This is a genomic window from Rhizobium sp. N731 (assembly GCF_001664145.1).
Taxonomy (GTDB): domain Bacteria; phylum Pseudomonadota; class Alphaproteobacteria; order Rhizobiales; family Rhizobiaceae; genus Rhizobium; species Rhizobium esperanzae.
The window spans coordinates 194,803-219,571 of record NZ_CP013606.1; the positions used below are offsets into that span (position 1 = coordinate 194,803).

Annotated in this window: 21 protein-coding genes; 7 read left to right on the forward strand and 14 right to left on the reverse strand. The window is 62.0% G+C overall.

Annotation, left to right across the window (positions count from 1 at the left end):
• Positions 1 to 48: 48 nt before the first annotated feature.
• Together AMK02_RS32505 and AMK02_RS28340 are read left to right on the forward strand one after the other, a co-directional pair.
• Positions 49 to 180 carry a hypothetical protein gene (locus AMK02_RS32505; protein WP_257784635.1) on the forward strand — a complete coding sequence of 44 codons (132 nt, stop codon included), beginning with the start codon at positions 49 to 51 and terminating at the stop codon, positions 178 to 180.
• Positions 180 to 1,325, forward strand: a complete 1,146-nt coding sequence (locus tag AMK02_RS28340; RefSeq protein WP_064808303.1) for a CpaF family protein — start codon at positions 180 to 182, stop codon at positions 1,323 to 1,325. The genes AMK02_RS32505 and AMK02_RS28340 overlap by 1 nt, the downstream gene beginning before the upstream one ends.
• A gap of 187 nt (positions 1,326 to 1,512) precedes the next feature.
• Here AMK02_RS28340 and AMK02_RS28345 read toward each other — a convergent pair whose 3' ends face one another.
• From AMK02_RS28345 to AMK02_RS28400, 12 genes are all read right to left on the reverse strand, one after another.
• On the reverse strand, positions 1,513 to 1,881 hold the full coding sequence (locus tag AMK02_RS28345; protein ID WP_064808305.1) for a hypothetical protein: 369 nt from the start codon (positions 1,879 to 1,881) through the stop codon (positions 1,513 to 1,515).
• Positions 1,882 to 1,904: 23 nt separating this feature from the next.
• On the reverse strand, positions 1,905 to 2,372 hold the full coding sequence (locus AMK02_RS28350; RefSeq protein ID WP_064808307.1) for a hypothetical protein: 468 nt from the start codon (positions 2,370 to 2,372) through the stop codon (positions 1,905 to 1,907).
• A gap of 20 nt (positions 2,373 to 2,392) precedes the next feature.
• Positions 2,393 to 3,613, reverse strand: coding sequence for a hypothetical protein (locus AMK02_RS28355; protein ID WP_064808309.1), 1,221 nt, complete (start codon positions 3,611 to 3,613; stop codon positions 2,393 to 2,395).
• Positions 3,614 to 3,655: 42 nt separating this feature from the next.
• A complete protein-coding gene (locus tag AMK02_RS28360) occupies positions 3,656 to 4,507 on the reverse strand; it encodes a TfuA-like protein (RefSeq protein ID WP_335726529.1) in 852 nt (283 codons plus the stop codon).
• Complete coding sequence (locus AMK02_RS28365; RefSeq protein WP_064808311.1) at positions 4,410 to 5,570, reverse strand: YcaO-like family protein; 1,161 nt, start codon at positions 5,568 to 5,570, stop codon at positions 4,410 to 4,412. The genes AMK02_RS28360 and AMK02_RS28365 overlap by 98 nt, the downstream gene beginning before the upstream one ends.
• Before the next feature lie 31 nt (positions 5,571 to 5,601).
• On the reverse strand, positions 5,602 to 8,577 hold the full coding sequence (locus AMK02_RS28370) for an ATP-binding protein (protein ID WP_064808313.1): 2,976 nt from the start codon (positions 8,575 to 8,577) through the stop codon (positions 5,602 to 5,604).
• Between the two features lie 142 nt (positions 8,578 to 8,719).
• Positions 8,720 to 11,329, reverse strand: a complete 2,610-nt coding sequence (locus AMK02_RS28375) for an AMP-binding protein (RefSeq protein ID WP_064808833.1) — start codon at positions 11,327 to 11,329, stop codon at positions 8,720 to 8,722.
• Positions 11,330 to 11,585: 256 nt separating this feature from the next.
• Positions 11,586 to 12,089 carry an SRPBCC family protein gene (locus AMK02_RS28380; RefSeq protein ID WP_064808315.1) on the reverse strand — a complete coding sequence of 168 codons (504 nt, stop codon included), beginning with the start codon at positions 12,087 to 12,089 and terminating at the stop codon, positions 11,586 to 11,588.
• A complete protein-coding gene (locus AMK02_RS28385) occupies positions 12,082 to 12,429 on the reverse strand; it encodes an ArsR/SmtB family transcription factor (protein WP_064808317.1) in 348 nt (115 codons plus the stop codon). Before AMK02_RS28385 ends, AMK02_RS28380 begins: the two co-directional genes overlap by 8 nt.
• A gap of 62 nt (positions 12,430 to 12,491) precedes the next feature.
• Entirely contained in the window at positions 12,492 to 13,307 is an 816-nt protein-coding gene (locus AMK02_RS28390; RefSeq protein ID WP_064808319.1) for a carbohydrate ABC transporter permease, read from the reverse strand.
• The gene (locus tag AMK02_RS28395) at positions 13,304 to 14,245 is read right to left on the reverse strand and encodes a carbohydrate ABC transporter permease (protein ID WP_064808320.1); all 942 of its coding nucleotides are present in this window, start codon (positions 14,243 to 14,245) and stop codon (positions 13,304 to 13,306) included. Before AMK02_RS28395 ends, AMK02_RS28390 begins: the two co-directional genes overlap by 4 nt.
• Positions 14,246 to 14,345: 100 nt before the next feature.
• Positions 14,346 to 15,686 carry an ABC transporter substrate-binding protein gene (locus tag AMK02_RS28400; RefSeq protein ID WP_064808835.1) on the reverse strand — a complete coding sequence of 447 codons (1,341 nt, stop codon included), beginning with the start codon at positions 15,684 to 15,686 and terminating at the stop codon, positions 14,346 to 14,348.
• A gap of 396 nt (positions 15,687 to 16,082) precedes the next feature.
• Between AMK02_RS28400 and AMK02_RS28405 the strand changes: the two genes are divergently transcribed.
• The 5 genes from AMK02_RS28405 to AMK02_RS28425 all read left to right on the forward strand — a co-directional run bounded on the left by AMK02_RS28405 (position 16,083) and on the right by AMK02_RS28425 (position 23,586).
• Positions 16,083 to 17,492, forward strand: coding sequence for an LLM class flavin-dependent oxidoreductase (locus AMK02_RS28405; protein ID WP_064808322.1), 1,410 nt, complete (start codon positions 16,083 to 16,085; stop codon positions 17,490 to 17,492).
• A 30-nt stretch (positions 17,493 to 17,522) separates the two neighbouring features.
• Positions 17,523 to 18,791, forward strand: a complete 1,269-nt coding sequence (locus tag AMK02_RS28410) for an SfnB family sulfur acquisition oxidoreductase (RefSeq protein WP_064808324.1) — start codon at positions 17,523 to 17,525, stop codon at positions 18,789 to 18,791.
• A gap of 7 nt (positions 18,792 to 18,798) precedes the next feature.
• Positions 18,799 to 20,061 carry an SfnB family sulfur acquisition oxidoreductase gene (locus tag AMK02_RS28415; RefSeq protein ID WP_064808326.1) on the forward strand — a complete coding sequence of 421 codons (1,263 nt, stop codon included), beginning with the start codon at positions 18,799 to 18,801 and terminating at the stop codon, positions 20,059 to 20,061.
• A gap of 61 nt (positions 20,062 to 20,122) precedes the next feature.
• Positions 20,123 to 21,292: an FMNH2-dependent alkanesulfonate monooxygenase gene (gene ssuD, locus AMK02_RS28420; protein WP_145924262.1), complete on the forward strand. Its 1,170-nt coding sequence runs from the start codon at positions 20,123 to 20,125 to the stop codon at positions 21,290 to 21,292.
• 131 nt (positions 21,293 to 21,423) lie between these two features.
• Positions 21,424 to 23,586 carry an adenylate/guanylate cyclase domain-containing protein gene (locus AMK02_RS28425; protein WP_064808329.1) on the forward strand — a complete coding sequence of 721 codons (2,163 nt, stop codon included), beginning with the start codon at positions 21,424 to 21,426 and terminating at the stop codon, positions 23,584 to 23,586.
• A 13-nt stretch (positions 23,587 to 23,599) separates the two neighbouring features.
• Here the strand turns inward: AMK02_RS28425 and AMK02_RS28430 are convergent, their stop codons facing one another.
• Complete coding sequence (locus tag AMK02_RS28430) at positions 23,600 to 24,103, reverse strand: YHS domain-containing (seleno)protein (RefSeq protein ID WP_269465935.1); 504 nt, start codon at positions 24,101 to 24,103, stop codon at positions 23,600 to 23,602.
• Positions 24,104 to 24,116: 13 nt separating this feature from the next.
• Positions 24,117 to 24,713, reverse strand: a complete 597-nt coding sequence (locus AMK02_RS28435; protein ID WP_016736606.1) for an ankyrin repeat domain-containing protein — start codon at positions 24,711 to 24,713, stop codon at positions 24,117 to 24,119.
• Positions 24,714 to 24,769 lie beyond the last annotated feature (56 nt).

A 24,769-nucleotide genomic window follows, 5' to 3' on the forward strand; every position in this document is an offset into this window, starting at 1 on the left:
CGTCTTCAATATTGGCTATGGCCCGTCAGTCGTTCCGGAGACAAAACCATGGAAACGATGAGCAGCGTCTTGATACTTGCATTGGTCCTCATTCCACTGATGTTGTTCTTTCCGACTGCGGTCCAGATGATGGTAACGCTGTTCGGCATGAGCTCCGTCCTCGTCGGGATGCCGCTCTGATGAAAGCCGTTTCCGACGACGCTGCCGAACAGACGACCTTCCAGGTTCTGACCCGGGCGCTCGACAAGCTCCTGGCGCCGATCCGCTTCCTGCTCGAGGATCCGAGCGTTTCCGAAATCCTGATCAACGGAACCTCCGACATTTTCGTCGAAAGGCGCGGCAAGCTCGAGCGCGCCGATACGCGCTTCGCCAGCCGCGAGGATCTGGAATCGGCGGCGCGCAGCATCGCGCAATTCTCAGGCAAGCGCCTGACGCCGGAAGAACCGAGCGTCGAAGCCCGCCTGCCGGACGGTTCGCGCGTGCAGATGATCCAGCCGCCGGCCGCCCGCACCGGGCTCTGCATCTCCATTCGCCGCTTTCTGAGAGAACATCGCAGCATTCGCGACCTCGTCACCCAAGGCAGCCTGACGGAGGAGTCGCTGTCCTTGCTGCAGGCGGCGGTCGGGCTGCAGAAGAATGTGATCATCTCGGGCGGCACCGGCACCGGCAAGACGACGATGCTGAACGCGCTATCGGAAGCCTTCGCCGATCATGAGCGGGTCATCGTCATCGAGGACACGTCGGAACTGCAGATCCGCAAGGAGCACGTCGTCTATCTCGAAGTCACCAAGCCCGACAGGTTCGGTCGCGGCGGCGCCAGCATTCGCGAGCTGTTCCGCTCTTCCCTGCGAATGCGGCCGGACCGCATCATCGTCGGCGAGTGCCGCGGCGGCGAAGCGCTCGATATGATCCAGGCGATGACATCGGGCCATAGCGGCAGCCTTTCGACCGTGCATGCCAATACGCCCTACGACGCACTGCACCGGCTGGAGACCCTGGCGCTGATGTCGGATATCGACATGCCGCTGCGGCCGCTGCGCTCACAGATCGCTTCCGCCGTCGATGTCGTCGTCCAGATTGCCCGGTTCAAGCGCACCGGTCGGCGACGGGTCATCGAAATTTCCGAGATCAAGGGCCTCAATGAGGACGGCCAGTATATCGTCGAGAGCATCTATAAGCTCGATGGCGGCGGCCATTCCAACGCGGATGGCGAACTGCGCTGGACAGGCGCCGTGCCGAGCTTCGCCACGGAAGCCCTTGAGGAGTTGGGGAGCAGCCAAATGGAGCTCCCGAGTTGGATGAAGCCGGTCGCGGCTTCGCGTTAGCCTGCCGGGACTGTCGGATCTCGCGAGCTTCGGCGAAAGGGAGACGATGGCCTGCAGGCGGACGAGCGCAGCATGAGCGCCGAAAATGCCCGCAAGAAGGCCAAGGACGTCCTGCTCGACGAAGCCGCCGCCATTGTCGGGACGAGGCGGATTTGCGCACGACGCAGTAAGGGCGGCTTCTAATCCGCTACTTTAGTGCCGCGACCTCTTGCCTTAAAGCCGCGACCTCCTCCCTTAACTCCTCGACCCCTTTGGCAAGGTCGTCGAGATCTTTTGGTGATACGGCCCCATCTTTAGGAAAGGTAATTTTTCCACTCGCATCAAGCTCGCGCGGAATATTGTATTTGGAAGTACCATGTGCCGGATCATGGATATCGACACGACCTGCGCCGTCTCTGATCCCAACCGCTATCTCGAAGGTCGTCGGGGCAGCTATTTCAACTTCTTTGATCTCTTCACCCGTTGCTATGTTCACGCAGGGTCTGTTGCTGAGCCAGTCTGTCGCTGTGAGCGCTGCACAGGCTTCCGATACGCAAACCTTGACTCTATAAGCCATGATCGTCCTCCCGTTGTTGCGAGCTAGTCGTTTTGCAGGCGGCCATTGCGATGCGCCATCCTCAAGGTGATAGAGTAGGAGCTAGGGGATCTCTTCCCGGGCAGCTGCGAATCCAAGATAAGGCTCCTGGCATCGCCAAAGGCCGTTGAGACTTCGAGGATTTGTTCAGACGCGGTGATCCGCCACATTTTGTAACCGAGGCACGTGTCAAAGCCGCAGCCGACCGCAGGCTCGGCATTCGGACCTGTAACAATAAAAATGCGAGTTGAATCCAGCCTGTAGCAGTGACCCTCGAAAGCGTAGCCATACGCAAGCACTGTGGAGCCGATTATCGCTCCGGATCGTAGTCTGATCTGGAGCTCCGTCGTTCCCGCCATCCCGACCTCCAGATGGGCAATGCCGCCGGCGTCATTCAAATCCACGCCATAGAGTATGATTTCATCCGCTACATAATGAGGTCCAGAAGGTGCTGGAACGCTGTCGTCTGTCATCGATGCCTCCCGTCGTTTGGTTACAAAATGCCGCGCCACCTCATGCAATCTTCAAGCTGATCGAGATAAGCCACCCCGCGCCCGCGGCTCGCCGCCTCGAGGAGGGCAACTGCCGCCGATTCGAAGGTCAGGCTGTCGGGGTCGAGATATCTCCAGGAACGCAGGAGCGCTTCGCCGACAATGTCGCGCGCCTCCTGCAGGGCGGCCTTTACAGCGAAGTGCCGCAGCTCATAGGATGCCGCCGATGTCCGAAGTCCTTCTTCCATCAGCCTTGGCGCCATCTGCTGGCGCAGGTCGCTGAACCGCTTCGGATCGATGTCCGACAGCCCGCGCGCAAACAGCAGTGACTGGTAGACCTCGATGAGGCCGTCGAACAGGCCCGCCGCAAAGGGCTTGGATCGGTCGTGCACTTCCCGGCTGACATCGCCGATGCGAAGCGAGTTGTTCAGCAACCGCAGCTGCTTCTCGTCGCTGAGCTCGGCGAATCTGTCGAGTTCGTTGTGCAAGAGCAGATTTCCGCCGGTGCGGCGCAGCAGCCGGTCGAGCGCCGTATCGAAGTGCAGCAGTCCGAGCAGCGAGGTGAAATCGGCGATCGCCTCATGATAGGAAAAGAAGTCGCTGCCGGCGCCGTCGCCTTCGAGAATGCCGAGTTCGCTGAGAAGAACGAGGTGGCCCATCTCGTGCGCGACCGCATCGAAATTCAGCGCGAAACAGGAGGCCGGGCGTTTTCCCCCGCTCTCGCCCAGTTCGAGAAAGCCGAAGCCGGATTGGGCGTTTTGCCAATGCGGGATGCGCGGAATGATCTCCAGCCGTTCCAGCGTCGGCTGGAAGAACCAGACGAGCGGGCGTCCGAGATAGCCCTCGCAGATATCGAGGACGCGGCGGGCGCAGGCATAGCTATGGGTTGCAAGGAAAGCCGGTGAGTCCGGCCCGATGTGATCGAAATGCCCGTCCGGGCCGGGCTCGGCCGGCGGGCGCAGCAGGCCGGGATAAGGCGGAATATAAGGCGCGGCATAGGGCGGTTTCGCTTCGACGGGATTTGCCACATAGATCCTGTCGTCGGACGGCCCCGCCAGGATCGGCCCGGCCGAGGGTCCGATCCACACCACCTCGGGTTTTTCATAGCCGGGAATGAAGGAAGGCTGGGGAAAGACAAGGAAACGTGTACCTAACGGCCGCTCTGCGGCTGCCCCGGTGCCTGCGCCCTCCTGATGCGTGATGGCATCCAATGCCGCCCCCACCGCTCGTTGCCCAACGTCAAGCGATCGTCCACTATACCAGTACTACGTGCCTTTCGGCAAGAGACTGTCGAGCATGTTGTAGTACTCCATGTCATTGGCGAATGATTCGGTAAGTTCAAATTCACAAGGAGCGAGCGTATTCGGCCGATTGATCTTTTGAGCGGCGAGATATGTCAGCAGATTTACCGCATCGGTCCGCTTCCGGCTTGTGGCGCCAATTTTCAGCCAGGTTTTTAGTGCTTGAAGCTGGTTGGCGGGGCACCGGTTGTTTTCTGCCGCTGCCAGAAGCCTGGAATATGATCTTTCGCTGAAGTGAATTGCGCGCGCCAGCGTTTCAAGCCGGTCTCGGAGCCGCCTTTGAATGATGCCGGCGCGTTCGGCTTTTCTGAGCGTCAGCCTGATGTCGATCAGAGCATCGCCCAATGCGCGTGATCCGAGTGCTGCGGGCGCCATCGGCACGGTGACATCGGCATCGTCGGCGAGCGGGTGCCGCCGGTACCAGCGGTAGATCATCCCATGGCCGATCATGCCCTCGGGCGCGAGTTCGGCAGCCCGCAGCGCACCGATGCTGGCGGCACCATAGACGCGCACACCGCGCGCCATTGCCCATAGAATTTCCTGGTGGCGAACCGCCGGAAGCTCCCCGAAAACGCCGTCGATCAGCACGATCGCCGCAGGCTGATGTCGCGCCACGGCCCGCACCACATCCGCGCATTCGACCGGAGGATAATAGATCGCGTCGAGATATGTCCGGGCCTCGGTCTCGGAAAGCGTGGGGCCGAGAAAAACCACGATATCACAGGGCAAGATCGGCCTCCGGATTGGTTTCCAGCGGCGGAGCAACCACCCGCACGACGTGGAGCGGCACGCGGTCATCGGAATGGAGAACCACAAGATCGGCCGCCTGCGCGCCCGCCAGCTTCAATGCCTCGATGGCCATCCGGTTGGAGCGGCTGCCGGCGGCGGACCCCTCATCGCAGACATAGGGCCGGCCGCCTCTTGTGAGCTCTGCGCGCCAAGCGGTTAATTCCGCGGCGTCGGCATGGCCGTAAAGCTCCGCGCTGATATCGTCGCGCGCCGCTGAAATCACGCCGAGCCGGGACTGGCAGGCTTCGAGCAAGGCGCTCGTCAGCGCCCTGTCGTGGCTGAAATCGCAGCCGAAGCCTTCGGCCGGCAGCGGCGCAAAGGGGGCTCGGCTTGCATCTTCCATGACATGGCACCAATAGACCGGCAGCGCATGCGGCGTCGGGATTTGCCAGATCCCGACGACAAACCCTGCCTTGGACAGACGCCGGATGATCTCACCGGCGCCTCCCAGTTGAACGGACCGGCTGTCGATCTGGAAGCGGTCGAAGAAATGCGGCGTCTTCATCGCCGTGCAGCGGGCCTGCCGTTCCAGAACTTCGAGGCACGCATGCAGCACCGCGCCTTGAAGGCTGGTGCCTGCTGCAAGTCCCGTCGTGTCGCGGGCGAGCCAATGGGGATGCGGCGACGGGACGATATAGGCGGAGTCCACAAGGGCAAGGGGAACGGCGATTTTCCGCCCCGAAAAGAGATCGAGCCCGTCAATCCAGGAAAGCGTCTCTGCGCAGCGGCCGGCGCCGAGGTGCGACCAGTCTCCCCGTTTCATGTCGCGCAGGCTTGCCGTGAAGATGCGCTCCGGAGCAATCCGCTCCGAAGCCCAGCCCTCGAGCGATTCCATCAGGCCCGATATAGCCGCTAAGGCAAAGGTCAGCCCCTTGCCCTGGCTGACCGCGACGGAGCGTGAGCGCGGCCGCACGACCTGGACGACCGGGATGCCGATCCGGTCGAGCCCGGTGATCGAACCCAGCCTGGTAATGCCGTAATCCTCTCTGCGCGCCAGGATGCGCTGCACCGTCTGCCCGGGATCGGGAGGCGAGGGGGCCCCGGTATCAAGGACCGTATCGAGGATATTATCGCGCCTCCCTTCGTCCATCGCATCCTTCCATCTCAGGTTACGGCCGCGGCTATGCGTCCAGGCTGCGCTTTGCCCTTGCCGCCAGCCAGGCGGCTTTCTGTCCCTCGGCGATCTGGATCGCGCGCGTCAGGTCTCTTCTTATCGATGACGGCGTTTCATTCAGATCGCGCCTCAGCGTCGCGCTGAGGCGATAAAGCTCAGCCAGCCAGAATGACTGGCCGCTGTTGCGGCCGACGCTGATAGCATTTTGAACGGTTGCCAGCGCTTCGGCAGGCCTGCCGAGCCGCTGCAGCACCTGCGCATGCATGTCGCTGTGCATGGAAAAATTGTCGTCGGTGCCCAGTTGCTGCTGCAACAGCAGGCCGGCCTTGAAACGCACCTCGCCGCGCGCGGCCGATGAGGTCATCAGCTCCGCCCAGCCGCAATACATATTGGCGCGCGCCTGGCTGGCGGCCAGCCCATGCCGCTCGGCAAGCGCCAGCATCCGTTCGCCGAGCGCATGGACATCGTCATATCGGCTTTGGCAGCGGCGGAGCACGATGGCGTAATAAAGCGCATGCACCATGCTGCCGGCATGATCGGTCGAACCAGCCCATTCCAGGCACTCGCTGATCGCATTTTCGCTGGCCCCGGCATCGTCGAGCAGCAGATAGGAGAGGGCGCTTTCGCCAAGTCCGCAGACCTTGGCGTCATGTCCGCCGAAGAAGGCGCGATGTCTGACCGCGCTTTCCGGATCGTAGAGCTTCAGGCCTTTGGCAACGCAATCGAGACAAAAGCCGTGTTCGCCGGCGTGGAAGCTGGTCGCCCAACCGCAGTGATAGGATTGAAGCCTCGTCTCCCGATCCTCGACGGCCTGCATGTCCGCCACGAGAATGCGCGCGCGTGATTGCTGCGTCAGAATGTTGGGTGCCGTGAACCACCATCCCCAATAGACCGGAAAATGGGTCATCCGCACGGCCGGCGGCTGTTTCTGCAGAAGCTGCATGGCGCGGGAATAGACCCGCCGCGCGCTCTCCGATCCCTCGCCTTCGAGGGCGCTCGCCACGACGCCTTGAAGTTCGCACAGGCTGAGGGCGAGTTCGGTGCGCTCGGCGTGGCGCCGGGAAAGGCTCGCCACCTCCCGCGCGCAGAGTTCGAGCGAGACGTTGGCCTCGTGCATGGCCGAGCGCAGAACGCTTGCTTCCGCCGCCGCCAGGGCAAAGCGGGCGGCGGCATCATGCAGACCGGCCTCGGCACATTGCCAGGCGGCGATCGCAGCCGGCAGGCTGGGCTTTGCCTCGGTGATCAGCCGATCGGCGATCCGCCGGTGGATGCGGCGCCGGTCGCTCTTCAGCAGGCTGCCATAGGCCGCCTCTTGCGCGAGCACGTGCCGGAACTGAAAGGAGCCCTGCGTGGCGGACGAACGCTCGATGATACCCTCGGAAAGCAGCCGGTCGATATCGGCGTCGACGCTCCGGCGGCTGACGCCTTCGAGCAGGTAGATGAGCAGCGTGATGCTGAATTCGCGGCCGATGACGCTGGCAATCTGCGCCACCCGTCGTGCCGAACCGGTCGCAGCGAGCTTGGCGGACAGCAGATCGTTGAGCGAGGTGACGCTGCCGTCGCGCAGCAGGCCTTGCCATTCGGAGAGCGACTTGCCCAATGGCTGCCTTCCCTGGAAGAAATAGGCCAGTTCCTCTGCGTAGAGCGGCATGCCGTCGCATTGGTCGAGAATGAAATCCGAAAGCCCGGGCGGCGGATGCTCATGCCAGATCGAGGCGACCAGATCGCGAACCGCGGCAGAGCTCAGCCCCGACAGCTCGATCTCGGTTGCAACCGCCAGAGACCGCCTGAGTCTCGATGTCTGCACCACGAGGATCGGCAGCCCGCCGGCCAGCGACCCCAGCCGGTCGATCAGCTCAAGCGTCATGTCGTCGGCCCAGTGAACATCCTCGAAGATGAGCAGCGTCGGGAAAGCCCGCGCCTTGCAGGTCAGAATCCCGGCCGCGGCTTCGATCACCTTGCGCCGGAACGCCAGCCCGGATGGATCGGAGACGCGGATGTTGCGCGACATTGGCAAGGAACGGTCGGCGGTGAATGAGAGAATTGCGTCGGCGACGGCGGCGTCCACCTCTCGGCCGGACGCCTGAAGCGCCCGCACGAAGGTCTCACGGTCGCCATCCCTCAGAACCGAGGGCTCGACCAGCCTCTCGAGAAAAGAAAGGAAGGGATGCAGGGGCTGGCTCTCCAGGCGCCTGCCGCACTGAAAGACCACCGTCTCATGCGCCGTCTGCCGCAGCCGTCCGGCGAATTCGCCAACCAGTCTCGATTTGCCGATGCCTGCCTCGCCGACGACGGCGATCAGGCTTCCCTTGCCTTCGAGCGCCGAAGCCCAGGCGCTGGAAAGGGCGGCAAGCTCCTTTTCCCGGCCGCGGATCGGCCTGTCGCGCCCCTCGGACGGCGATGCTTCGGGCGCTGACCGGTCACGCTCCTGCGGCCGCCAGAGCGCAATCGGATCTTCGAAGCCCTTCAACCGTGCTGCGCGAACCAGCCTATAGTCGAATTTGTGCCGGGTGAGCCGAACTGTGGAATCGGCGACCAGCACGGAATTGGGCTCGGCCTCCGCCTGCAGACGCGCTGCCAGTACCGGCGCCGTGCCGACAATCTCATCACCTTCCGTGGAGAAGACCACGAGACCGGTGGCGACCCCGATCCGCAGCTGGAAGGGCGTGCGCGCTTTGGTTTTGCTGCCGGTGGCGATGTGCAGCAGTTCCAGAGAGGCCTGCACCGCGCTTTCGGCGGCATCTTCGGATTGCTCGGGATATCCGAAGAAGCAGCATCCGCCATCGCCGAGCCGCTGATGAAGAAACCCGCCGTGTTTTCTTATGATCGTTTCGGCATTCTGATGTAACGCCGAAACAGATCGGAAGAATTTCTCCGGCTCACTCCGCAATAGCAGTTCCGTCGAGCCGACGATGTCATAGAAAAGGGCGGTGACCTGTCGCCGCTCACCTGTGAACCGAATTCGTGCGTCGAGGGTTTTCATTTGCGGTCGCCCAACACCACAGAAGCCGTGTTCAGCACATCCGATTTAGTGCTTGCATGCAAGCTTTTCGTGCGGTGGCGCTAATATATCCGCTATTTCGCCTGATCCGCGTCAGCCCGATCGTAGCCGCGCCGAAAACGCCTCAGGCCGTCTCCGCCGCAATGGCGCGCCCGCCCGTGCCGCGAGCCGTCGCTATGCAGCCCAGCAGATTGCGAAGATCCGCCGCGGTTCTGTTGGCGATGACGCCGACCGCCAGGCCGCCTGATATCGCCAGCAGATGAAAGAGCGGAGCCGGCAGCACGCCCGCTGCCTCAGGCATCAGCAGTTCCGGCACGAAGCGGTGCAGCAGGTAGGTCGGAAAGGCCGAGACGGCGATCAGCGTCACCAGCCGCCCCAGCCGCACGGGCAGGGGAATGCGCGACAGATAGAGAAGCGCCATCAGTGCGGCGAAGATCGTCAGATATTTGACCGTCGTGCCGATCCAGAGCGTTTCCCAGAAGGCGAGATAACCGAGCACGGCGGCGGCAATGACCGTCAGGATGAGCCGCTGCTCCGGCTTGCCGGCCAGGCCCGCGCACCAGCCGAACAGGCCGAGGTGCAGGCCCCAGTAGAGGGTGAAAATCTGCCGCCGGCCGATATCGAAGACGTGCGGCAGCGAAAACCGCGCGGTGACCGCCAGCGCCAGCAGCGCCAGCGAGAAGACGAAGGGTCGCGCCCGTGCCAGCCGGCGCACATCAGGCAGGGCGAAGATGAGCGAGAAGACGAGAAGCGTCTGCGCATAGGCTTCGATGAACCAGTAGAGATAGGGAAGCATCTCGTGACGCTCCGGCTCGGCATAGCCGAAATTGCCGGTCAGCGTCACCGAGGCCCAGGGAATCGTCTGCCAGGCGAGCCCATAGGCGGCGACGATGAGAAAATAAGGAATGAGAACATTGATTGCCGGCCGCAGCGCGTGGCGGAAATTGCCGGCGAGGAAATGGCCCGACTGGAAGCGCGCCAGGCTGAAGCCGACGAGGAGCAGCATCACGCCCGATCCGCCGGGAATGGGCCAGAGCATTTCGTGATGGGTGACGACGAGCAGGATGGCGATCGCCCTCAGGACCAGATCGGTCGGCAGCGCCCTGACCTCGGCGCTATCGGTCCGTGCCACCTGCGGGCCGATATCGAGTTCGGCGATCGCCGTCTGCTCCCAGCCTTCCGGCAGTTCGATGCCAAGCCTGTCGAGCTCCATCGTCAATTGCAGGAAGCGGAGGGAATCGCCGCCGAGCGAGACGAAGCTGTCGCTGCGGCTGACACTGTGGGGGTAGAAGACCCTGATATAGGCATCGAGCACGCTGACCGCCGCCGCGCGGCTCGTTTCGCGCGTCGCCAGCATGTCGTCGCTGAGGCCGGCATAGTCGATCTTGCCGGAGGCAAGCCTCGGAAGCTCGCGTCGCGCCCTGACGGAGACCAAGCTTGCCGGAAGATGGCTCGCCTCGAGGAGTATATCAAGCGCCCGATCGGCGGAAGCGGCATCGGTCACATAGGCCTGCAGACCGTGATCGTCACCGACAACGGCAGCCGCAATCCCCTTTTCAGCCAGAACCTGCTCCATGATGTCGAAGCCGATCCGCAGCCCTGCGATCTTGGCGAAACGGCTCTTGCGGCCGACGATCCGGAAGAACCCGTCCGCATCGCGCATGGCGATGTCGCCGGTGTGCAAGGCCGCGATCTCGGCGCCCCGCTGAAGATCGGCGCGGTCGGCGCCGTAGCCCATCATCACGTTCGGGCCGGCATAGACGAGTTCTCCGGCAACGCCAGCTCTGTCGAGCGGATGCCCGTCATCGCCGACGAGGCTGAGGCTGCCGCCGGGGATGGCGATGCCGATCCGCTCCTCAGTGTCCGCCAGGCTTTCCGGCGGCACGAAGGCGATGCGGGCGGCTGCCTCGGTCTGGCCGTACATGACGAAGAAGCGGCCGCCCTTCGCGCGCATATGGTCGCGGTAGAGGCGGATGAGCTCAGGCGCCAGCCGTCCGCCGGCCACCGTCATGAAGCGCAGCGCCTTCAGCTCGTGCTTTCGGAAGCGCGTCTTTTCCATCAGCTCATAGGAATAGGGCACGCCCGAAAGATTGGTGCAGCCGCTTTCGCCGAGCAATCTTGCAAAATCCTCGCTGACCACGGAGACGCCCGGGATGAAGATGCTGCCGCCGGCAACGAGATGCGAATGGATGACGGAGAGGCCGTAGGAATAGTGCAGCGGCAGAACGAGCGCGGTTCTGTCGGCAGGGGAGAGTTCGAGATAACCGGCAATCGCACGCGCATTGGCGTCAAGATTGGCATAGGACAGGCGCACGGCTTTGGCGCGCCCGGAACTGCCTGAGGTCATCAGCAGCAAGGCGAGATCCGGATGCAGCGGTGCGTCGCTTCGCTGAGGCCGGCTTTCCCCAACGATCCGCCAGCGGCCACCGGCCGCGCGGTAGGTGAAATCCGGCTGAAAGGCTGACAGAAACTCTTGCCACAGCCTGTCATCGCAGGGCGGCAGCATGGCCACCGCATGCCCGGCACGCAGCGCGCCGAGATAGGCGACGATGACATGTTCCGAAACTTCGGCCGAAATCGCGACAAGGCGCTTTTCGCCCCGTCCCAGCCGCTCCGCGAAGCGCAGCGTCCGGGCGTTGAGGTCGGCATAGGAGAGCGTCCGTCCGTCGGCGAAGATAAGGGCCGGACGCTGATCGGCGCGAGCGATTTCAGGAAACAGGTCGGCGGGGGTCATGCTCGCGCTTCGAAATGGCAGAAACTGGTCGAAGCGCGTATTATCCTTGATAATCGCAGTCAAGTAATTTGCGACTGCAAAAACTTGGGGCGGCGCAATTTCGAGCTCGGCCGCGGGAAGGTGGCTTCGCCCCAAGGTTAGCATTCGCTACATTTCGATTTAGGGTGAATGTCCGGGAACGCGACTTCGCTCCGGCGGGTGGCGGAGTCACTTCCCAAGAGCAGACGCTTTCTCGAGGCGATTTTCCCGACCGGCGCTACTCGCCGATGCTGGACAGCAATTCGTCGAGCTGCTCCAACTGCTCCGGCAATGCGACCGCCGAGCCCTGCAGCGCTTCCTCGAGCGCCTCCTTGGACGGATAGACTTCCTGGAAAGTCAGGAGTGTCCGCCCGCCTTGGTCCTTGAAGGTCACGGTCGTGATCGCGCCCTCTTCGCCCTCGTTGTTGGTCCAGACGATGCGTTCGTTCGGCACCACCTCGAGATATTTGCCGTAGAAGGCCATGGTGTCCGAACCGCCGGCGCCGAATTCCAGCCGATATTTGCCGCCGGTGCGGACGTCCATATCGCACGATACGAGCGAAATGCCGGGTGCTGATTTCGGCACCCACCAGCGCTGGAACAGCTCGGGCTGGCTCCACGCCCTGTAAACCGTGCTCGGCGGCGCATCGAATGTCCTGGTTACCAGAAGTTCGCGATCCCCTCTGCGCTCGACCGACGTGCGGTTCTGCGTGCCACCTGCCCTCTCAACTTGCTCAGTCATCGCGTCCCTCCCGTTTTATTTCGCTGATGATTTCGTCCAATGCTTCGAAGCGGGCCTCGAAGAGCTTGCGATGCGCCTCGATCCACTCGGCCTCCGCCTTGAGGCCGCGTTTTCCCAGCTTGCAGGTTCTCACCCGTCCGACCTTCTGCGTGGCGACCAGCCCCGCCCGCTCGAGAACCTGGACGTGCTTCTTCATGCCGGTCAGCGTCATCTGGAACGTATCAGCGAGACTGGTGATCGACGCGTCTCCTCGCCCAAGCTGATCGATGATCCCGCGGCGGGTCGCATCGGACAGCGCCGCAAACGTGAGATCAAGGGGAGGACTTACATACTGAACCATCTAGTTCGGTGTTTTAACCTGCTTGCGCAGGAAGCGCAAGCGTTGCGAGCCGTCGGCGGTGATCATTTGAGTCCGCCATGGGCGAGACCTGCCACGAGATAGCGCTGCAGGAAGAGCGCCACCAGATAGACCGGCGCGATGCCGGCGAGCGAGGCGGCGGCCATCTGGCCGAAATTGACCAGCCGATCCCCCTGGAAGAGCGAGATGCCGACTGGAAGCGTGCGCGTCTCGTCGGAAAAGGTGAAGGCGGAGGCAAAGAGGAACTCGTTATAGGCGAGGACCGAGACAATGATCAGCGTCGCCACGATGCCCGGTACGATGATCGGGGCGACGATATGGACGAGGATCCGAAGAGGGCCGGCTCCGTCGAGCGCCGCCGCCTGTTCGATCTCCAGCGGCATGCGCCGGAGAAAAGGGGTGAGAAGCCAGAAGGCGACGGGGATATTGGCAAAGCCGTAGAGCATCACCAGGCCGGCATGGGTGTTGAGGAGCCCGATGGCCTTGAGAAGATAGAACAGCGGAATGAGAGCCACGATCGGTGGCGCCATGTAGCTCGACAGAGTGAGATCGGCGAGCCATTTGCCACCGATGCCGAGCCGCAGCACAGCGTAGGCGGCGGGCAAAGTAAGCAGCAACGTCAGGGCGCCGGCGAGCAGCGACACGGCAACGGAGTTGGCGATGAATCCTGAGAGATGGGCAGCCTCGAAAGCGGCCGGCCAATTGTCGAGCGTCGGGCTCGTCGGCAGGAAATGGCCGCTCAGCACGTCGTCTTTGGTTTTGAAGGACACCGAGACGAGATAGGCGATCGGCAGGGTGAAGAAGACGAAGATCGGTGCTGTCGCGGCAACGAGCGGGATGTCGGAGCGGCTGATTTTCATGCGTCTTTCCTCTCGAGATGCTGGTGAATGCGAATGACGGGCCAGAGCACTGCGCCAATCACCAGACTGTAGATCAGGGTCTCGGCGGCGGCGCGGGCGACATCGAACTGTTCCAATGCGCGGCGATAGATGGAGAAGCCGGTCGTGGTGGTGGCAAAGCCCGGACCGCCGAACGTCAGGACATAGACGAGGTCGAAGACCTTGAAAGAGAGGATGAGCTTCAGCAGATAGATTGAGGAGAGCGGCGCCGCCACGAGCGGAAGAGTAATGTGCCAAAAGCGTTGCAGCGGTGATGCCCCATCGATGATCGAAGCCTCGTGGACGCCTTCGGGAATGGTCGAAAGGGCGGCGAAGCTGAGGATGACGACGAAGGGCGTCCATTGCCAGACATCGGCAACCGCGATGGCGAACCAGGCAAAGACAGGATCGCCGAGGAAGCTGACCGGCGCGTCGACAATGCCAAGGTTCAGGAGGAGTCCATTCAGGAGCCCTCCAGCCGGCGCGAGGATCAATTTCCATGCGACACCCACCATCACCGGCGGCGTCATCAGCGGCAGCAGGATCAGGCTGACCAGGAACCGTCCGGCCTTCAGGAGCCGGGTGAAGAGCAAGGCGATCAGGAAGCCGATCACCAGCTGGATGCTCGCCGTGACGAAAGCATAAGCGATGCTCTTGATCACAGAGGTCGCAAACAGCGGATCCTGGAGGACGTCGCGCACATGCTGCAATCCGACAAAGCTGCGGAAGGGTTTGCCGAGCGTGCTCTTGCTGAGCGCAAGCGCCACCAGGAAGAGCGTGGGGTAGACCAGGGTCGCAGCGAGCCCGAGCAGGATCGGAGAGATCCACAGCCAGCGGACGAGCCGGTGTGCCGAAAGGCGGTGATCGGCGGTCGGTGAGGCGGCTCGTCTTCGAGCGAGGGGAAAATCGATCGCAGTCATGTCATCGCGCCTGTTGTTCTTCTCTCGAAAGGCGTGCCCCGCGCGAGGCACGCCTTCGGGTCTCGTGTTTTGCGTCGGCCAGGTGGCCGAGGCTCAATGATCAGCCATTGGCTTCGATGATGTTCGTCCAGGCCTTGTGGGCATCGGCGATTGCCTGTTCGGCATTCTTCGTCCCGGCAAGGGCCAGCGCGAGTTCATCGGTCAGCGCATTTTCCAGCTTCGGGGCATAGACGGCCGTCGGCCAGGCGAGGCTGTTTTCCAACGCGCCGTCTGCCAGCAGCGGCTGCACGAGCGGCTGGAAGGCCTTGAACTTCTCGGAGTTGAGGCCGGAGTGACGATCGGGATCGATCCCGGAGCCGGTCAGCGTGAGCAGTTGTTCGTGGTAGTCCTTGCTCGTCGCGAGCTTGATCAGTTCCCAGGCGACGTCCTTGTTCTTCGAGCCGCTGGTGATTGCGAAGCCGAAGCCGGCGTTGAAGGCAAGCCGCGGCGTCTTGTTGGCGCCGCCGACGGGGATGCGGGTGACGCCCCATTTGTCGACGATCTTCGAGCCCTTGGGATCCTGGGCATAGCCGCCGAGGTCGGTCCAGAAGTCGATCTGGGCGGCCTTGCCGCTGAGGAAGGCAGGCAGCCCCTCCTCGAAGCGCGTCTCGAGCGGCGTCGGCAATGCATGCGGTGCGGATGCGAGCAGCGACTTCAGCGCTTCCACGGCTTCGGTGCTGTCGAGGGCCGAGGTGCCGTCTGCCTTCAGGAAGTTGCCGCCGAAACCGGTGAGGCGGTTGGCATAGGTCGACAGGATGATGACGGGAATCTTCGCACCCAGGACCGCAGCACCATAGATGCCGTTCCTGGATTCCGCGTCGGTGATGACCTTGGCGTTTTCGTTGTATTCGTCCCAGGTCGTCGGCGGCTTGAGGCCGTAACGATCGAACAGTTCCTTGTTGTAGAACAGAAGGTGGCTGTCGCCGTCATAAGGCAGGCCATAGCGACGGCCGTCATGCAGCGTGTACTGGTCATAAATTGTCTGGATGAAGTCGTCGGGCTGGATTTCCGCCTTGTCTTTCTCGATCAAGTCGGTCACGTCCTCGATCACGCCATCCTCGGCTAGCTGACCCTTGTAGGTATAGAAATAGTCGATGACGTCGAATTCACCGGCGCCGGACTGAAAGTCGAGGGTCGCCTTGACGCTGACCTGGTCGTAGGGAACCGCGGTCACGTTGACCTTCGCACCCGTCAGCTTCTCGAAATCCTCGGCGATCTTCTTGCCCGTGATGACATGCGGCTGAATGATCAGGAGATTGAGGGTGCGGCCGGCGAACCGGTTGTCCGCGGCCAGGGCGGAGGAAAAGACGCCCGATGACAGGAGAGGGAGCGCTCCTGATGCCAGCATGGTCTTCAACACCGTGCGGCGGCGATAGGCTTGGTCGATGATGGGGTTGGACATGAATTGATCCTCGGTTGCGACGGTGCCGGCCGCAGGAATGCCCACGGAGCGGGTATCCGTGTGGCAGCTGCGTCGGCCTTGGGGGGATCATTCGACAGATCACCCGCGCCGTTAACCAACAGGAATTTAAAGTACATAAAAATTATAGAATTTATTTTCAAATTCAGCGGCACCTCTTGCTTCGAGAGGGCGGGTCGCGTGGAAAAGTGTGATCGGATGCGGTCAGATGAGGCCGGTCAGCGAGTGATAACCTAGGGCTAGCCGGTGGTTGCCCGCTGACAAAACTCGGAAAAAAATTCCCCGAAATAGTACATAAAAAACATATAATAACTGTTAAATGGATGCCGCATCGGGATGCTTCCGGGACCACGCCTGAAATCCGGATGGGATCGAGGAATGACCAAGCAGATACACTTCAACGCCTTCGACATGAACTGCGTGGGCCACCAGTCGCCCGGCCTTTGGGCCCATCCCCGTGACAAATCCTGGAAATACAAGGATCTGGACTACTGGCAGGATCTTGCCAGGACGCTCGAAAAGGGGGTCTTCGATGGCATCTTCATCGCCGACGTGATCGGCTATTACGACGTCTACAAGGCCAACAACTACCACGCCATCCATCAGGCGGCGCAGATTCCGGTCAATGATCCGATCCAGCTCGCGGCGCCGATTGCACTCGCCACCGAACATCTTGGCATCGGCATCACCGCCTCGATCTCGTTCGAGCACCCCTATCCATTCGCGCGGCGTCTGGCCACTGCCGACCACCTGACAAAGGGGCGCGTCGGCTGGAATATCGTGACCTCCTATCTGGAGAGCGGCGCCAAGAACATCGGGCAAGGCGGATTGCGTGCGCATGACAACCGCTACGAAGTGGCGAGCGAATATCTGGAGGTCATCTACAAGCTCCTTGAGGGGTCCTGGGAAGAAGGTGCCGTGCTGCGCGACCGCGAGAAGCGCATCTTCACCGATCCCTCGAAGGTGCACGAGATCGGCCACAAGGGCCGTTTCTTCGAAGTCCCGGGCTACGCCCTGACCGAGCCGTCGCCGCAGCGGACCCCGGTGCTCTACCAGGCCGGCGCTTCCGGGCCCGGCAAGCAATTCGCGGCGGAGCATGCGGAATGCGTCTTTGTCGCGGCACAGACCAGGACGATCCTGAAGAATTATGTGCGCGATGTCCGGGTGCGGGCGGCGACCGTTGGGCGCGAAGCGTCGAAGTTCCGCATCTACAATCTGATGACGGTCATCGTGGACGAGACCGATGAGAAGGCGCGCGCCAAATTCCGCGACTATCTCGACTACGTTTCCTATGATGGCTCGCTGGTCTTCATGTCCGGCTGGACCGGCGTCGACTTTTCCCGCTACGCGCCGGATGACCTCGTGCGCAAGGTCGAGACCAACGCCATCCATTCGGCGATCGAGAGCCTGTCGGAAGGCGATCCGAATAAGCGCTGGACGATCAGGGAGCTGGCCAAATGGGGCGGCATCGGCGGCATGGGACCGGTGGTCGTGGGATCGCCCTCCACCGTTGCCGACGAACTCCAGGCCTGGGTCGACGAGACCGACGTCGACGGCTTCAACCTTGCATATGCCGTAACGCCCGAGAGCTTCGAGGATATCGTTGGCTATCTGGTGCCGGAACTGCAGAAGCGCGGCGCCTATCCTACCGGCTATCGCCCCGGCACGCTGCGGGAGAAGCTGTTCGGCGAGGGGCCTTATTTGCCCAAGGCGCATCCGGCCGACCGTTACCGCGACATCGAAGCCTTCAAGCGCAACCAGGCAATTACGCTTGCTAATGCCAGCTGACATTCCAATCCAACCCGACGAGGTTTTCCCATGGGAAGCATCACCGACACCAAGATCGATCACAGCGTCCATCCGCGCGTCAATTCCACCGATCCCTTCACGCCCCGTCCGCGCCCGGTCAAGCCGGCGCATGTGATCTGGAGCGACGAGGAGGCGATCCAGATCGCCGAGACGCTGGCCGCGAGCTTCAAGGTCGGGGCCGCCCTGCGTGACCGTGAGGGGCTGCTGCCGGTCGCCGAGCTCGACGCCTATTCGCAGAGCGGTCTCTGGAGCATCAACGTGCCGAAAGCCTTTGGTGGTCCGGAAGTCTCCTATGCCACGCTCGCCAAGGTGATCGCCATCATCGCTGCAGCCGATCCGGCCATCGCGCAGATCACCCAGAACCATCTGGCGATCGTCGCGACCGTCGATCTCGACGGCACGGAAGAGCAGAAGAAGCTGTTCTTCGGCTGGGCGCTCGAAGGGATCCGATACGGCAACGCCTTCTCCGAACTGAAGAGCAAGACCGTCGCCGATTTCGAAACCAAGGTCGTTCATGATGGCGACGAGGTGATCGTCGACGGCGAGAAATTCTACACGACCGGCGCGCTTCTTGCCCATATCGTGCCGATCGTCGGTGTCGACGAGACCGGCCAGGGCTATCTCGTCTTTGCCGACCGCGACGCCCCGGGCCTCACCGTCACCAACAACTGGTCGAGCTTCGGCCAGCGCACCACCGCGTCGGGTTCGGTCAAGATCGAAAATGTGCGCGTGCCCAGGGCGCGGGCGTTGAAGGTTACTTCTTTCGACCATCCGACGGTCGGCGGTCCCGTCTCGCAGATCATCCAGTCGGCGATCGATGTCGGCATCGCCCGGGGTACGATCGACGATACGATCGAGTTCGTCAGCAAATATAGCCGCCCCTGGATCGATAGCGGCAAGGCGACGGCCGGCGAAGACCTCTTCACCATCGCCCAGATCGGCGACCTGAAGATCAAGCTGCATGCGGCCGAAGCGCTGCTCGAGATCGCCGGCCACGCCATCGACGCGGCCCGCGCCAATCCGACGCTGGAGACGGTCTCGGAGGCGACGATCAAGACAGGCGAATCCAAGGTTCTGACGACGGAGATTGCGATCCTGTCGACGAACAAGCTGTTCGAACTTGCGGGAACGCGCTCGACCCTCGCCGAGCACGGACTCGACCGCCACTGGCGCAATGCCCGCGTCCATACGCTGCATGATCCCGTGCGCTGGAAATACTACCACGTCGGCAATTATTATCTGAACGGGGTCCATCCGCCGCGTCACGCCTGGAACTGAGCCCAAGATGAGCACGAATGATCGCAAGCTGCACCGGGAGGCCGCGCTCACCGCCGGCCGTCCTGCGCCGCACATCGCCACGCGTCGGAGCCTGGCCCATGTCATCCGCGATGATGCGGAGGCCATCCGGATCGCCAAAGACCTTGCGCTTGAATTCGCGGTCGGTGCCGCCCAGCGGGACCGCGAACGGCGCCTTCCGCTCGCCGAGATCGACCGCTTCTCGCAGAGCGGTCTTTGGGCAATCGGCATCCCGAAAGCCTATGGCGGCGCCGGCGTTTCGGCGGTGACGCTGGCCGAGGTTACCGCCATCATCTCGGCTGCGGATTCCTCGATCGGGCAGATCCCGCAGAACCATTTCTACATGCTGGAGGCGCTGCGGCTGAACGGCAGCGAGGAGCAGAAGCAGCTCTATTTCCGGCGCGTGCTGGAAGGTGACCGCCTTGGCAATGCCTTCACAGAGATCGGCACGAAGACGCCGGTCGACTTCAGGACGCATTTCGCCGATCGCAACGGAAAGCTCTACCTGAACGGGCAGAAGTTTTACGCGACCGGCTCCCTCTTCGCCCATATCGTCGTCGCCGTGGCGAAGGGACCGAACGGCCGCGTCCATCTGGTCTTCATCGACCGGGCGACTCCGGGGCTCGACTTCGTCGACGACTGGTCGTCCTTCGGGCAGCGTTCGACGGGCAGCGGCACCGTGACCTTCGACGACGTCGAGGTGACGCCGTTCCAGATCGTCGACCATGATGGAAGCTTCGAACAGCCGACGCCGATGGGTCCTTTCGCGCAGATCATCCATGCCGCCGTGCAGGTCGGCATCGCGCGCGGGGCGCTCGCCGAAACGATTTCCTACGTTCGGGCTCATGCGCGGCCATTTTTCGAACTGGCGATCGAGCACGGTTATGAGGATCCGCACACCATACACGGCGTCGGCGACGTGGCGATCAGAGTGCATGCGGTCGATGCGCTGCTTGCAAGGGCCGGCCGCATTGTCGACCGCGCCACTGCAGAACCGACGGCGGCGAGCGTAGCGCAGGCATCGATCGCCGTCGCGGAGGTCAAGGCGCTCGCGACGGAGGTGGCGCAGCTTGCCGCCACCAAGCTGATCGAGTTCGGTGGCGCGCGTTCGACGCTCGAAAACTATGGGCTCGACCGCTTCTGGCGCAATGCCCGGACGCATTCGCTGCATGATCCGGTGCGCTGGAAATACCACCATATCGGAAACTTCTATCTGAACGGCATCCTGCCCCCGCGGCACGGCGCCCTCTGATTTTTTGGAATTTCACAATCTCGGGGCAATCGGCAACGGCTGCCGCTTTGACAGGAATGGAATAATGGCAATCGACAAGCCTCTCGACTTTCTATGGTTCATCCCCTCGTCCGGCGACGGTGCGTATCTGGGGTCGGACGATCTCAGTCGCCCGGCGGATCCCGGCTATTTCCGCGAGATCGCGAAGGCTGCCGACCGGCTGGGATATTCCGGCGTGCTTATCCCGACGGGTGCGGCGTGCGAGGAATCCTTCATTCTGGCCGCGGATCTCGCCGCTCATACCGAGCGACTGAAATTTCTGGTGGCCATTCGGCCGGGCACGGCATCGCCGGCCTATTATGCGCGCCTCGCTGCAACGCTCGACCGCGTTTCCAACGGCCGCCTGCTGATTAACATCGTGGTCGGCGGCAGTGCCCAGGAGCTCGCCGGTGACGGCATTTTCCTGCCGCATGACGAACGCTACGATCATGCCGGCGAGTTCTTCCAAGTGTTCAACTCGCTGGTCGAGACCGGCAAGGCCAACCTCGACGGCAAGTATATCAAGGCCATCGATGCGAGACTTGGCCTGCCGCCCCTACAGGAACCGCGCCCTCCGCTCTATTTCGGCGGATCGTCCGACGCTGCGATCGCGTTTTCCGGCGGCATCACCGATAAGTACCTGACCTGGGGCGAACCGCCGGCGCAAGTGGCAGAGAAGATTGCCAAGGTTCGCAATGCCGCCGCCGCGCTGGGCAAGCACGTTACCTTCGGCATCCGTCTTCACTTCATCGTTCGCGAGACCGATGAAGAGGCCTGGGCTGCGGCCGACCGGCTGATTTCCAAGCTTTCCGACGAAACGATTGCCGCAGCGCAGGAGGTGTTCGCCAAGAGCTCGGATTCGGTCGGCCAGGCGCGCATGGTCGCCCTGCATCAGGGGCGCCGCGACAAGCTCGAAGTCTCTCCCAATCTCTGGGCCGGGATCGGTCTCGTCCGCACCGGCGCGGGAACCGCGCTGGTCGGATCTCCGAAAACGATCGCGGAACGTTTGAGGGAATATCAGGAGCTCGGAATCGATACCGTTATCGCCTCCGGCTATCCGCATCTGGAAGAAGCCTACCGGGTTTCCGAGTTGCTTTTCCCCGAGATCGGCCTGCCCGGCCCCCATGGGCAGATCCGCTCCTCCTTCGGCGAACGCCGGGTCTTTGGGGGAGGCGGACATGGCGGGAATGTGAAGATCGCATCCGCCTCCTGAGGAATTACCGACGAACGCCTCCTGTCTCAAAGGGCCGCAACGCCTGCCGATAAAAACCCGAGTCCGGTGCCAGCGCGCCCTCGGGCGTGGTAAGATGTCCAGCTCCCTGTATCGAAAGGGTGGGCTGAGAAATGGAGAGGCGTCTCGCTGCGATACTTTCCGCGGACGTGGTAGGCTATAGTCGTCTCATGGGCGCGGATGAGGGCGGCACGCTTGAGCGGTTGAAGGCCTGCCGTCGGGAACTGGTCGATTCCGCCATCGAAGAGCACCATGGCCGGATCATCAAACTCATGGGTGACGGGGCGCTGGTCGAGTTTGCTAGCGTTGTGGACGCGGTTCAATGCGCGGCCGTAATCCAGCGGGGAATGTCCGGCAGAGACTCGGGACTTCCTGCGGAACAGCGCATTCGGTTTCGCATCGGGATCAATCTCGGCGACATTATTGTTGAAGGCGATGACATCTATGGCGACGGCGTCAACATTGCCGCCCGTTTGCAGGGGATTACCGAACCTGGCGGAATTTTCATTTCCGGTACCGCATTCGACCACGTCGCGCACAAGGTCGATGTCGGTTTCTCGGCGCTTGGCGAACATCGACTGAAAAACATAGCGGACCCGGTTCGCGTGTATTGCGTCCTGCTCGACCCAGCCCACACCGGCAAAGTCGTCTTCTCCTCTCGGGCACGGCCCCGGGATATGGCGCTGTTAGCGCTGGTAGGACTATTGATCGCTGCCAGTGCGACCTTCTTCGCATGGCAATGGCCGCATAAACAACGCGCATCGATCGCGGTCCTGCCCTTCGCCAATTTGAGTGACCAAACCCAGGATTATTTCGCCGATGGCATTACCGACAACCTGATTACCGATCTCGCCAGGCTTTCGAACCTTGACGTCATCTCCCAGAATTCCGTGTTTACTTACAAAGGTAAGCCGCACGTCCTGGAGGAGATACGACGTGACCTCGGCGTGCGCTTCGTCGTTGAGGGCAGCGTGCAGCGGAGCGGCGATCTGATCCGTGTCAACGCGCAACTGATCGATACCTCGAGCGGCGACCATCTGTGGGCCAATCGGTTTGACCGCAGCGCGGCGGAGGTGTTTGCCGTGCAGGACGCGATGGGCAGACAGATCGCCGATGCGCTCGGTCTGAAACTGACTCGAAGCGAGACCGAGCGCATCGCCCGTCCTCCGACCACCAATCTCGAGGCATATGATTATTATCTGCGTGCCGAGCAGGCCGCCCGTACCGGACGCCGTTCTCTGATGCTCGAGGCATTGGGGCTCTTTGACAAGGCCGAGGCACTGGACGGCGGGTTTGCCGAAGCCTTCGCGTCCGATGCGCGCGCGACGTCCTTTGTCTGGCGAAGCGCATATGACGACGTCCTCCAGAGCGCCCTGGCGCGAAAAAGAGCCTACGAGAAGGCTAGTCGCGCCCTTGCCCTCGACCCCGAACTTCCGTCACCCTACGCGGTTCTCGCCATCATGCAGGCTGTAGACCGACGTTACGAGCAGGCAATCGCCTCGGCACAAAAGGCCGTGTCGCTTGGTGCCGCCAATGCCGAAGCCCATATGGCGGTCGCATATGTTCAATTGGTCTGGGGCAATCACGCCGACGCCGCCGCGGCTGTCGAGACGGCGCTCAGGTACGACCCGAACCCCTCCGCCATCGACCGATACACGGCTGGCATGGTTTTTTATCTGCAACACGACTACGATAAGGCGATAGACAGTCTCAAGCGCGCTGGTTACGGCTCTCAAGGCAACGGCGAGTTTGTTACCGCACTCGCCATGGCCTATGTCCGTGTCGGTCGCATTGATGAGGCTCGAGCGACTGTGGCCGAGGCCGAACGCCTTCTCGGGGCGCGCGACTCCCTGGCAGCGTGGCGGATCGGCAATGCCCATTTCAGGAAAGAGGATTTGGCATTTATCCTAGACGCGCTGCGCGAGGCCGGGCTGCCTGAATGGCCCTTCGGCTTCCACGGGGACGAGCAATCTCGGTTGAAGGGTACCGAGATCGCGGCCACCGTCATGGGCAAACTTCTGCGGGGAAAGACCGAGCCGTCCGAGAGCCTTGCGATCATGCAGGTCCAGATGGACGGCAAGGCGGCATTCCGCTCGGCAACTCAGATGATGACCGAGACGGTTTCTGTCAAAGGCGACCTCCTTTGCGAGCAGAGCGAAAACGCATTTGGCCAGCCCGATTGCGGACCGGTCTACAGACACGCAAACCCGACCGACGAAACCACCTACGCTTATGTGAACTCGACCAAGGTCTTCTATTTTTCGGCTGCCAAATAGAAGCCGTTCGCGGTCAGTGATACTGATCCAGCTCGAGATCGGCGGCGACCTTCGGCCATTTGGCATCGGCCTTGGCCACGGTGTCCGCCGGATGGGCGGCAAACCCCTCCCCATGCGCCTTGTCGTACATCAGGTAAAGCTTGCCCTCGACGATCTTGAAGGCTTCTGGGTCGATGTTGACCGTGACTGACCCGTCGCTCACCTCGCCCGTGCAATAGCCGCCGTACTGAGGCGCGTATTTGAGCGGTTCGCTCATAAACATCTCGCGGTGTTTGGCATTGGCGAAATGCCAAGGCGTTCCCATCCACTCGTAGGAGTTTTTTTCCGAACCTTTCGTCGCTTTGCCTTCGGTAAAGTAGGCGACCGTGTCGTATCCCATGATTGCGACACCGCCGAAGTACCCCGTGTTTACCGAGTCGTCGGCCACCGCCGGCGATCCACCGACAACCGGTACGACAGCGAGACCGATCATCGCCAAAGAGCGACCAATGCATTGTGTTCTGCTTCCAGAGTGCATCTTCGCCTCCTGTTCATTCGTGAATTTCCATGCACTTCGCGTAAAATTCCTCCTCGCCGAGGACGCTGAGCGGAGGACACGTCACGCCATGCTGTTTGAATAGCCGGACGATATCGAAATTGCCCTTCCATATGGCCCTCGTGATCGGCGCGTAGCCGTGAACCTCTACGTGGCCCACATCAGCTCCCTTAGCCAACAAGAACTCAGCAAGATCGACGTGGTTCTCTTCACCCGCAACCATGAGCGGGGTAACACCCGCTTTATTGGACGCATCGTCGAGAATTGCTCCGTGGTCTAGGAGCAGTTTGCTGATGGGTACGCTGCCCGAAAATGCCGCAGCGTGAAGGGGCGTAAAGCCGCCTGAATTCCTTGCCATAACATCGGCATTTCTTTTTATTAACAACTCGGCAACGGCAAGCTGCTTTGCAATCGCGGCGTTGATGAGTGGTGTCGCCTGATCGCGAGTGCGGCTGTTGACATCGGCACCCGAAGCTAAAAGTTGCTCCACAGCAACGGTGTTTCCGGCTGAAACGGCATCGAACAATAGATCACCCGCGGCCGCCGCGGTCGCTGATAAAAACAACGCTACCGATGTAAGAAACCGGCGCATAGCTTCACCTTAATATTTACCGACAGAATAGCACACCGTCGGCATGTAGGCTACCT